General features: G+C 72.2%; 9 protein-coding genes. 5 read left to right on the top strand and 4 right to left on the bottom strand.

The annotated features are described in order from the left end of the window. The first annotated feature begins 149 nt into the window (after positions 1 to 149). Together QH283_RS19095 and QH283_RS19090 are read left to right on the top strand one after the other, a co-directional pair. On the top strand, positions 150 to 1,103 hold the full coding sequence (locus tag QH283_RS19095) for a TIGR03619 family F420-dependent LLM class oxidoreductase (RefSeq protein ID WP_280504352.1): 954 nt from the start codon (positions 150 to 152) through the stop codon (positions 1,101 to 1,103). After that, positions 1,096 to 1,617: a nuclear transport factor 2 family protein gene (locus QH283_RS19090; RefSeq protein WP_280504351.1), complete on the top strand. Its 522-nt coding sequence runs from the start codon at positions 1,096 to 1,098 to the stop codon at positions 1,615 to 1,617. Before QH283_RS19095 ends, QH283_RS19090 begins: the two co-directional genes overlap by 8 nt. 10 nt (positions 1,618 to 1,627) lie before the next feature. On the opposite strand, the gene QH283_RS19085 is transcribed toward QH283_RS19090, so the two are convergent. From QH283_RS19085 to QH283_RS19075, 3 genes are all read right to left on the bottom strand, one after another. After that, on the bottom strand, positions 1,628 to 1,888 hold the full coding sequence (locus QH283_RS19085) for a hypothetical protein (RefSeq protein ID WP_280504350.1): 261 nt from the start codon (positions 1,886 to 1,888) through the stop codon (positions 1,628 to 1,630). 162 nt (positions 1,889 to 2,050) lie between these two features. Further along, entirely contained in the window at positions 2,051 to 2,305 is a 255-nt protein-coding gene (locus tag QH283_RS19080; RefSeq protein WP_280504349.1) for a hypothetical protein, read from the bottom strand. A gap of 2 nt (positions 2,306 to 2,307) precedes the next feature. Next, positions 2,308 to 3,498 carry a damage-control phosphatase ARMT1 family protein gene (locus QH283_RS19075; RefSeq protein ID WP_280504348.1) on the bottom strand — a complete coding sequence of 397 codons (1,191 nt, stop codon included), beginning with the start codon at positions 3,496 to 3,498 and terminating at the stop codon, positions 2,308 to 2,310. A gap of 159 nt (positions 3,499 to 3,657) precedes the next feature. Between QH283_RS19075 and QH283_RS19070 the strand changes: the two genes are divergently transcribed. From QH283_RS19070 to QH283_RS19060, 3 genes are all read left to right on the top strand, one after another. Beyond that, a complete protein-coding gene (locus QH283_RS19070; protein WP_280504347.1) occupies positions 3,658 to 4,206 on the top strand; it encodes a hypothetical protein in 549 nt (182 codons plus the stop codon). A 299-nt stretch (positions 4,207 to 4,505) separates the two neighbouring features. Continuing rightward, the gene (locus tag QH283_RS19065) at positions 4,506 to 5,762 is read left to right on the top strand and encodes a multidrug effflux MFS transporter (RefSeq protein ID WP_280504346.1); all 1,257 of its coding nucleotides are present in this window, start codon (positions 4,506 to 4,508) and stop codon (positions 5,760 to 5,762) included. Positions 5,763 to 5,891: 129 nt separating this feature from the next. Beyond that, entirely contained in the window at positions 5,892 to 7,136 is a 1,245-nt protein-coding gene (locus tag QH283_RS19060; protein ID WP_280504345.1) for a multidrug effflux MFS transporter, read from the top strand. A 119-nt stretch (positions 7,137 to 7,255) separates the two neighbouring features. Here the strand turns inward: QH283_RS19060 and QH283_RS19055 are convergent, their stop codons facing one another. Continuing rightward, positions 7,256 to 8,251 (bottom strand): alpha/beta fold hydrolase, encoded by a 996-nt coding sequence (locus tag QH283_RS19055; protein WP_280504344.1) that lies wholly within the window; start codon positions 8,249 to 8,251, stop codon positions 7,256 to 7,258. Positions 8,252 to 8,382: the final 131 nt, after the last annotated feature.

Genomic DNA, 8,382 nt, shown 5'->3' with positions numbered 1-8,382 from the left:
ACGGCCCGCTGTGGATCGCGGGCGGCAATGCCGAGGCGGTGGCGCGGCGCAACGGTCTCGACCGCGCCCTGCTGCTGCTGAAATCGCACGAACGCATGCGGGCGCTGTTCGCCGCCCGTGATCTGCCCGCCGGGCAGAAGGGCTGAGCCGTGCGCTTCGGAATCGCCACCCCCGTGGTCACACAGGTGCCAGGCGCGCACTCCGACTGGGAGCGCCACGCGGGCATCGCCGAACTGGCCCGCATCGCCGCCCACGCCGACGACCTCGGCTTCGCGCACCTGACCTGTAGCGAGCACGTCGCCGTCCCGGTGCCCGTCGCCGAGCGACGCGGCGGCACCTATTGGGACCCGCTGGCCACCTTCGGCTATCTCGCCGCCCGCACCACCGGCATCCGGTTCGTCACCCAGGTGCTCGTGCTCGGCTACCACCACCCGCTGGCGATCGCCAAGCGCTACGGCACCCTCGACGTCGTCTCCGGCGGCAGGCTCACCCTCGGCCTCGGCGTGGGCACCTTGGAAGAGGAATTCGCCCTGCTCGGCGCGCCGTTCGAGGGCCGGGGCCCGCGCGCCGACGACGCCCTGCGCGCCCTGCGCGCCGCCCTCGGCAGGCCGGTTCCCGAATACCACGGCGAGCACTACGATTTCGACGGCTTCCTGGTCGACCCACACGCCGTGCAGCCCCGGGTGCCGCTGTGGATAGGCGGCCGCACCAAGCGCTCGCTGCGCCGTGCGATCGCACTCGCCGACGGCTGGACGCCTTTCGCCCTGTCCTACCGCACCGCCGCCGACATGCTCGCCGAGACCGACCCGCCCCCCGGCTTCGAGGTCGTCCTCGCCGCGGGCCCGCTCGACCCGCTCGGCGACCCGGCCGCCGCCGAACGCCGGATCGACGCGGCCGCCGCCGCGGGCGCCACCACCGTGAACGTCTCGATCGCGGCCGAGTCCGCCGGTCACTACTGCGAACAGCTCACCGCCCTGGCCGATCTCGCGGCTCGCCGGACCGACGCGAACTCCGGCGCGCGGGCAGGCGCTGCCGAACCGGCCGCCGCGACCGCGGAGAGCGCGACGCCGCGCACGGCGGGAACGGAGGACAGCGATGGATGAGCAGCGGCGCCTCGCCGCCCTGGAGGCGCGGCTGCGACTGCTGGAGGACGAGCGCGAGATCCAGCGCCTGGTCGCCGCCTACGGCCCGCTCGTCGACGACGGCCGCGCCGAGGAGGTGGCGGCGCTGTGGACCGAGGACGGCGTGTACGACGTGGACGGTCTGTTCATGTCCGGCCGCGCCGAGATCGCCGCGATGGTCCGCTCCGCGCCGCACCAGAATCTGATCGCCCACGGCTGCGCTCACTTCCAGGGACCGGTGCACGTGACGGTGGACCCCGGCGCCGACACCGCCACCGCCGCCAGTTACTCCCTGCTCGTCCTGCACCGCGACGGTCGCTTCCTGGTCGCCAGGGCCACCGCCCACCACTGGCGCCTGACCCGCACCGCCGAGGGCTGGCGGGTGCACCGCCGCACCAGCCGTGCGCTCGACGGCGACGCCGACGCCCACCGTCTGCTCGCCGACGGCGTCCGCGCGCTCGACCTGCCGGTCGCCGACGGCCCGTTCGCCGGCTAGCGCAGCCGCCTCACCCGACGGGGTCGGCGGATCGGGCGGCGCGGCGCGCGTACCCGGCCACCTCGTCGGCCCACGCCGGATCACCCTCGCGGGCAGCGCGTTCCCGCAACCGGGCGATCGCCTCGTCCAGCTCCGCCCCCGGTCCGTCGTCGGCGCGCAGCACCACGATCGCCTCCCAGATCCGCGCGTCCGAATCGGGCAGCGCCAGCAGTTCCGCCAGATACCGCCCCGGTTCCAGCAGATGCACCGCGCGCCTGGCGTAGGCGTGCACCCGGCGCGGCAGCTCCGCCCGGATGGTCTCGATGTCGGCGGCCAGCGCGTGCCCGCCTGGCTGCTCCCGGTCGACCCGGAGCGTCCACGGTGCGGGTGGCTCGCCCGGTCCCGGGTGCCGGGCAAGCAGGCCGGGGCCGGTGGCGGCCGTCAGCGCGACCGGTCACAGGCCCGCCGCCTCGGCCCGCGCGCGGCAGTACCGCCACCACGCGGCGGGGGTGGCGTCGAGGGTCAGCCCGAAGGTGAGGGTCTGCTGCCCGTCGGTCCAGGTGCGCGCGACCCTCGACCGCCCGACGGTCGCGACGCCCTCGTCCTGGACGCGTATCCACGTGGGCTCGGTGCCGTGAAAACCGTATGGCTGCAACAGTTTCGCGATATCACGCTGGAGCCGGCGCAGGGCCGTGTCGGGACTGACCATGGTCAGGCACAGTAGCGCCGCCCGCCGACAGCGCCGGGCGGGGCCGCGTGGATGACGGCGTGCTCGCCCGAGGTCCGCCACCGCGGTTCGCCCGCGTCGAGTTCGGCGACCCGCGCGGCCGAGAGGCCGACCGCGACATCGGACTTGGCGGTGCGCAAGGCCAGCACGGGGGAGGGGAAGTAGTCGACGCAGGTGGCGAACTCGGTGGTGGCGGGCCAGTACCGGTCGCCCACCAGGCGCCGGTAGTTGAGGTCGCCCTTGAGCACCGTGATCGTCGACCCCGCCAGCTCGCGGGCCAGATCCCCTGGCATGTCCCGGTATTCCAGCGGCGAGCAGTAGAACGGGTGCGTCCGCACCGACAGCACGCCCCCGGCGATCGCCGCGCGCAGGCGGACGCCGATACGACGGATGTGCTCCCCGGGATGGCCGCAGAGCCTTTCGAGCAGGGTGAGCAGGTCGGCCATGGTGGCATCGGAGACGTAGTAGGGCTGCGGTTTCAGGTGCAGCGCGACCGCGCGGACGCCGCGCGCGGTGAGCAGGTGGTCGATGAGCACCAGGTCGGGCAGCAGTTCGCGGCCGGCGTTGTCGGCGATCACGGTGACCGTCGGATGCTCGGCCGCCGCCAGCCGCTCCCACAGGAAGGCGGTGTCGTCGGCGAGCAGGGCGGTGCGGGCCTCGCTCCCGCCGGTGAGCCGGAAGCCGAGATCGGCCTGGTTGCCCCACAGCGCCGAGCGCACCAGCGCGTCGCCCACGGTGTCGCGGTCGGCGGCGTCGGCGAGTTCGGCCAGCGCCGCCAGCTCCGCCTCCACCTCCGGCCCGCTCAGCTCGGCGTTCTTGGCGGGCGCGAACGGGTCGATGGCGTGCCAGATGCCCGGCTCGAAGTACTCCACGGCCGCGAGCAGCCGGCGGTAGAAGTAGCTCTCGGCCCACAGGAACGGCGTCTCGCTCCACGGCCGCCCCCACCACTCGCGGCCCCACTCCGCCCAGCGCGGGCCGTCCGCCGGTTCGCCCGCCAGCCGTGCCACCACCCCGGAGGTGGATTCGGCGAGCAGTTGCCGCAGCGCCCGCCGCTGCCGCTCGCCGTAGGGGTGCGCCGCAATCACCTGCTCGACGAGTTTCGGATGGCGCTCGTTGAACACTCCGCCGGGGAACGACGCCGCCGTGCCCACCGGAATCAGCGGGGGGAGTTCCATGCGACCACCTCCATGCGATCACCGCTCCTGTGCTCGACCTCGCCGCACTCTCCTGGGCGCGGCGACCCCACCCTAGACGGCCGTATCCGAACGCGACTCGCCGATCTGATCTGCGCAGTCCGGCCGCTCGAGTGATCTCTGTCTCGGTAGGGTGAGCCCATGGCAGTTGGGCTCGGCATGAGGATTGCCCGGCTGCGGGCTCTGATCGACCATCCGAACACCGGACCGGCCGAACGAGCCGCGGCACAACGGATGCTCGACCGCATCCTGGTCAAATCCGGCGCCGAGGCGCGCAGGACTGTCACCGGACGGGTGTACGGCGCGCGCTTCGATCGGGCGGGCAGGCACGCGGACATCGAGCGCATCGTGGAACTGGTCCGCGAGGACATCGTGTTCGCCAAGACGCTCTCGGCCTCGGAGTCACCGAGCGAGCTGGCGCTGGTCAACCCCATCCGGGACGCCCCATCGGAGATCTACTACAACGTCGACGCCCCCTTCTACGGCAGGATCGTCATCACCCTGGAGAACGTGCCCGAGGAGTGGGGCTGGGTCGAGGACGAGTGGGGCGTGCGCGGCGCGAGCCCGCGATTACAGGCGCTGGTCGACGAACTGGCGGAGATTCTCGACGCCTACAACTACGGCGGCACCGATGTCGGCAAGCGCTTCTTCGGCAGTGTGAAGGCCGATGGCGTCACGCTGGCCTGGTAACCATGCCGGGCACGGCGGTCTCGGGAGGCCTGTGTACCGCTTCTGGCGTCGCGCTGATGGTGCTGATCTCCATGTGGCCTTCCCGCTGTTATGGGCCCGGAAGCTCGAGCTGCATGCTGAAGGCGCTGGCTCGGCCGCCCGAGCGCCCGTCCGATATCCGGCACTCCGTCGGGTGGGAAGGCGGGCGCGGGGCTCCGGCGACCGGGTGGCTACCGTAAGGCGGTACCACTCGCTGCGCGGGTTCCGGGGCACGGGCGCACAGTCGCGGCCATCCCGGACCCGGGATTCGGGAGACGGAAATGACTGCGGGCTCATCGGCGGCCGCCGCACCGGCGCGCCCTGTCGCACGGTCGGTGATCCTCGTGCTGGGCGCCCTGTCGGCGTTCGGTCCGCTGTCGCTGGATCTCTATCTGCCCGCGCTGCCCGATCTGTCCGACGACCTCGGCGTCTCCTCCGTCACCGGCCAGCTCACCATGACCGCGTGCATGATCGGCCTGGCACTCGGCCAGTTGACCGTCGGCCCGCTGAGCGATCGCTTCGGCCGCCGCAAGCCGCTGCTCCTCGGCGTCGCCATCTATGCGCTGGCCTCGCTGCTGTGCGCGTCGACGCCGACGGCGAGCGCCCTCATCGCGCTACGCCTGGTGCAGGGCGTCGCGGGCGGCGCGGGCATCGTGATCGCGCGGGCCATCGTGCGCGACCTCTTCGACACCGAGGCCGCGGCACGGATCTTCTCGCTACTGGCCATGGTGACCGGCATCGCGCCCGTGCTGGCTCCCGTCCTCGGCGGCCAGCTGATGCACGTGACCTCCTGGCGCGGCCTGTTCGTCACCCTGTCGCTCATCGGCTGCGCGCTGTTGATCGCGGCGCTGTCGGCCATCGAGGAATCCCACCCGAATCGTTCCGGCGGCGGTCTGCGCACCGTTCTGGCGAACTTCGCGCACGTCGGCCGTGACCCCCGGTTCGTCGGCTTCACCCTGGTGGTCGGCTTCGCGTCGGGCCTGCTGTTCACCTACATCACCATGAGTTCGTATGTCCTGCAGGACGACTACGGCCTCAGCTCGCAGGCGTTCTCGCTGGTCTTCGCGCTCAACGCCTGCGGCATGGTCGCCACCGCGGGGGTGAGTTCGGCGCTGGTCACCCGCATCGGACCCGCGCGCACCCTCCGGCTCGGCCTGTCCGTCGGCGTCGGGGCCTCGTTCGTGCTGGCCGTGGCGGGTATCGCCGATCTGCCGCTGCCCGTGCTGCTGGTCCCGTTGTTCTTCGCGGTGTCCTCCATCGCCCTGGTGATGCCCAACGCCACCGCCCTCGGACTCGAATCGCACGGGGCCCGCGCGGGTGCGGCCGCCGGGGTGATGGGCCTGGTCCAGTTCGGCATCGGCGGATCTCTCGGCCCCGCCATCTCGACCCTGAGCACCAGCATGGTCACCATGAGCATGGCCATGCTCGCCAGTTGCGTCCTCGGGCTGCTCGTCCTGTTCGCGATCTCGCGCGGGACGCGTCGGCGTCAGGAGCCCGCGTCGGTGGTCGAGCCCGCGGAGGCGACCGACACCCGGTAGCCGGCATTCCACCGGCCGGAAGGCGGACATGGGCCATCGGGGACCGGCGTGGTTACCGTGTGACCCACCACGGCCGCGGATTCCGGGGAACGGGTGACCTTTCGCGGCCCCTCGGACCCGGGAGGCGGAATGAGCACACGATCAGCGGAGGCCGGCGCCTCGGCTCCTGGAGTCGGGCGTTCCGTGCTTCTCGTCCTCGGCGCTCTCTCGGCGTTCGGGCCGCTGTCGACGGACCTCTACCTGCCCGCGCTGCCCGACCTGTCCGACGATCTCGGCATCTCCTCGGTGACCGGCCAGCTCACCATGACTACCTGCATGATCGGCCTGGCGCTCGGCCAGCTGGTCGTCGGTCCGCTGAGCGACCGTTTCGGCCGCCGCAAGCCGCTGCTCATCGGCGTCGCCGTCTACGCCATCGCCTCGCTGCTGTGCGCGCTGACCTCCGGCGCCGGAACGCTCATCGCCCTGCGCCTGGTCCAAGGCATCGCGGGCGGCGCCGGGGTCGTGATCGCGCGGGCCATCGTGCGCGACCTCTTCGACACCGAGGCCGCGGCGCGAATCTTCTCGCTACTCGTCATGGTGACCGGCCTGGCACCCGTGCTCGCCCCGCTCCTCGGCGGCCAGCTCATGCACGTGACCTCCTGGCGCGGCCTGTTCGTCGCGCTGTCCCTCATCGGCTGCGCCCTGCTGATCGCGGCCGCACTCCGCATCCAGGAGACCCACCCGAATCCGTCCGGCGGCGGGTTGCGCACCGTCGCGGCGAACTTCGCGATCGTTGGCCGCGATCCGCGCTTCGTGGGCTTCACCCTGGTGGTCGGCTGCGCCTCCGGCCTGCTGTTCACCTACATCACCATGAGTTCCTATGTACTCCAGGACGACCACAACCTCAGCGCGCAGGCGTTCTCGCTGGTCTTCGCGCTCAACGCCTGCGGCATGGTCGCCACCGCGGGCCTGAGTTCGGCGCTGGTCCCGAGGATCGGCCCGGCGCGCACCCTCGGGATCGGCCTGGCGATCGGCGGGACGGCCTCCGCGGCGCTGGTCGTCGCGGCGCTCGCCGGACTGCCGCTGCCCGCGCTGCTCGTCCCGCAGTTCCTCGCGGTGTCCTCGGTCGCGCTGGTGCTGCCCAATGCGATCGCCCTCGGACTGGAAGCCCACAGCGCCAGGGCGGGCGCGGCCGTCGGCGTGATCGGCCTGGTCCAGTTCGGCGTCGGCGGATCCCTCGGCCCGGCCATCTCCACCCTGGACACGAGCATGGTCACCATGAGCGTCACCATGCTCGGCAGCTGCGTGCTGGGGCTGCTGGTCCGGTCGGTGACCATACGCGCGACTCGTCGGCGGCGCGCGGCCACCGCGACGGTGGCAGCACCACCGAGCTGAGGATGGGCACCGAATTGCGCAGCTCGCGGAGCTTCTCGGCCCGCGTCGACGCCTGCCTGCGCCGGACGCTGTGCAGCGATAGCAGGCCGTGCGATTGCCGAACCGTCTTCGGTGGCCGGTCAGCGGTCGTCGGAGGCCAGTGCCAGCAACTCCGCGGCCGCCGCCGCGATCATGTCCGTCTCCGCCTTCCTGATGCCGGGCCGCCCGGCGATGTGCCCGAGATCCGACTCGATGGGCCGCAATCGCGCGCCGGGGACCAGCTCGGCCTCCCGCGCGCTGTCGGCGAGCGTGAAATAGGCGTCGGTGGTGCCAGGCATGACGATGGTGTGCGCGGTGATCGAGCCCAGCGCGGCCTCGAATCCGCCCGGTCTGCCGTGGCCTATGTCGGCGGTCCGCCAGGTGTCGAGCATGGCCATCAGGTCCCGGGCGTCCATGCCCTCGTGGTCGCGGGCCCAGCCCTCGATCAGATCCTCCACCGAGGAGTAGCCCAGCTCCAGGTAGGTGCGCGTGTCGAAGAAGTCTCGCGAGTACGCCCACCCCGCGTACACGGTCCCGAAGGCCCGCAGCCCGGCCACCGGCGTGCCCCCGGGGTAGGCGGGATCGGCGGCCAGCGCGGCCGCGACGCCCGCCAGGAACACCCGGTTGAAATCCGAGCAGCGCGCCGCCCCGCACACCGGCAGCAGGGCGCGCACCATCTCCGGGTGGCGCACCGCCCACTCGTAGCACTGCAACGCGCCCATCGACCACCCCACTGCCAGGGCGATGCTCCTCACCCCGAGTGATTCCAGCAGGGCGTGCTGGGCGCGCACGTTGTCGGCAACGGTGATCAGCGGAAATCGCTCCGCGCGTGTCCAGTTCGATGGCGAGGTGGACAGTCCGTTGCCGAACATGTCCACCGTCACCACGAACCACTCCGCCGGGTCGAACATCCGGCCCGGCCCGATCCACGGCTCGTAGCTGCGGTGGGTGCCGGTGTAGTAGCTGGGCAGCAGCACACAGTTGCGGCCGTCGGGGGCAAGGGCGCCGTGCGTGCGATAGGACAGCCGCGCGCCGGGCAGGTCCACGCCGGACTCGGTCGTGAACCTGCCCGGTGAGAAGTGTCGCGCGGCGGTCATGATCGGTATCCGGTCATGTCGGATGCTCCGTTCGGATGTGCTGTGCCCGGTAGGGGGGCACCCCCCCCGCCCCAGCCGGGGGAACCGTAAGAAGAACTTTAGGGTGGGGGCGGGGTGCCCCGGGGGGGTGT

It is taken from the genome of Nocardia farcinica (assembly GCF_029867845.1).
GTDB lineage: Bacteria > Actinomycetota > Actinomycetes > Mycobacteriales > Mycobacteriaceae > Nocardia > Nocardia farcinica_A.
This window is presented reverse-complemented; position numbering and strand designations above follow the sequence as displayed.

What these genes read in the sequence shown, in the direction of transcription:
- QH283_RS19075 (WP_280504348.1), bottom strand. Translation starts at nt 3,498, where the DNA reads ATGGAACTCCCCCCGCTGATTCCGGTGGGCACGGCGGCGTCGTTCCCC.
- QH283_RS19065 (WP_280504346.1), top strand. Translation starts at nt 4,506, where the DNA reads ATGACTGCGGGCTCATCGGCGGCCGCCGCACCGGCGCGCCCTGTCGCA.
- QH283_RS19055 (WP_280504344.1), bottom strand. Translation starts at nt 8,251, where the DNA reads ATGACCGCCGCGCGACACTTCTCACCGGGCAGGTTCACGACCGAGTCC.
- QH283_RS19080 (WP_280504349.1), bottom strand. Translation starts at nt 2,305, where the DNA reads ATGGTCAGTCCCGACACGGCCCTGCGCCGGCTCCAGCGTGATATCGCG.
- QH283_RS19090 (WP_280504351.1), top strand. Translation starts at nt 1,096, where the DNA reads ATGGATGAGCAGCGGCGCCTCGCCGCCCTGGAGGCGCGGCTGCGACTG.
- QH283_RS19070 (WP_280504347.1), top strand. Translation starts at nt 3,658, where the DNA reads ATGGCAGTTGGGCTCGGCATGAGGATTGCCCGGCTGCGGGCTCTGATC.
- QH283_RS19060 (WP_280504345.1), top strand. Translation starts at nt 5,892, where the DNA reads ATGAGCACACGATCAGCGGAGGCCGGCGCCTCGGCTCCTGGAGTCGGG.